Source organism: Mesorhizobium sp. M4A.F.Ca.ET.090.04.2.1 (assembly GCF_003999085.1).
Taxonomy (GTDB): Bacteria; Pseudomonadota; Alphaproteobacteria; order Rhizobiales; family Rhizobiaceae; genus Mesorhizobium.
This window is the reverse complement of record NZ_RZOT01000972.1, coordinates 1-709: the sequence shown is the minus strand read 5'-3', so window position 1 is coordinate 709 and position 709 is coordinate 1. Positions and strand designations below refer to the sequence as shown.

The window sequence follows — 709 nt, the reverse complement described above, 5'->3', positions numbered from 1 at the left end:
CTGCAGGGCTACACCGGCAACGAATGCTCGGAGTGCCACAACTTCACCATGGTGCGGAACGGCACCTGCGAGAAGTGCGACACGTGTGGAAGCACGAGCGGGTGTAGTTGAGAAACTCCCAGCGATTAAAATTTTCTTCGACGCTAGCGAAGGCCTGGTGCAAGCCAGGCCTTTGGCTTTGCGCGACAATTCGCGATTTGATATCGTGTTGCTGATTTCCTAATTCATAAGAATTAGGTCAGAGATTCATGGAATCATGTAATCTGCGAATGCAGGCTGAAGGGAGATCACGATGTATGCGATCAAAAGTACGCACGTTGACCCGACAGAAGTCCAACGACTGGTAAAAGAAATCAGCGAACTGATAGCCAATGCCGATTCGCTTCTGTCCGCGCGGGAAGTGCAACAGAAGCTTGATTCTGAGGGATCACATGAGGCAATTGCAAAAGCGCTGCGCGTTGCCATTGAACGGGGCGATGTCGAGATTTTGGACAATATGAAATTGCAAGTGTCAAATCGGGGGGATTTGCCGATTGCCGAGGTGGCTCAATAACGCACGCACAAAAAGACGCCATCAGCTAGGAAAGCGAGATCAGCGGCAGCCGTTTCAGCGCGACCGCGACAGGGTGTTATATAGCTCGGCTTTTCGACGATTGAGTGGCGTGACGCAAATTGTGCGCGCGGGTGAAGTTGACATATTTCACAATAG

Annotated in this window: 1 protein-coding gene; it reads left to right on the top strand. The window is 51.2% G+C overall.

Going from position 1 to position 709, the window contains the following annotated elements; genetic code table 11:
* The first annotated feature begins 292 nt into the window (after positions 1–292).
* The gene (locus EN781_RS33565) at positions 293–553 is read left to right on the top strand and encodes a hypothetical protein (RefSeq protein WP_126054798.1); all 261 of its coding nucleotides are present in this window, start codon (positions 293–295) and stop codon (positions 551–553) included.
* The last annotated feature ends 156 nt before the right edge of the window (positions 554–709 follow it).

Excerpts from the sequence above, each read along its gene's own strand:
- EN781_RS33565 (WP_126054798.1), top strand. The coding sequence starts at position 293 with ATGTATGCGATCAAAAGTACGCACGTTGACCCGACAGAAGTCCAACGA.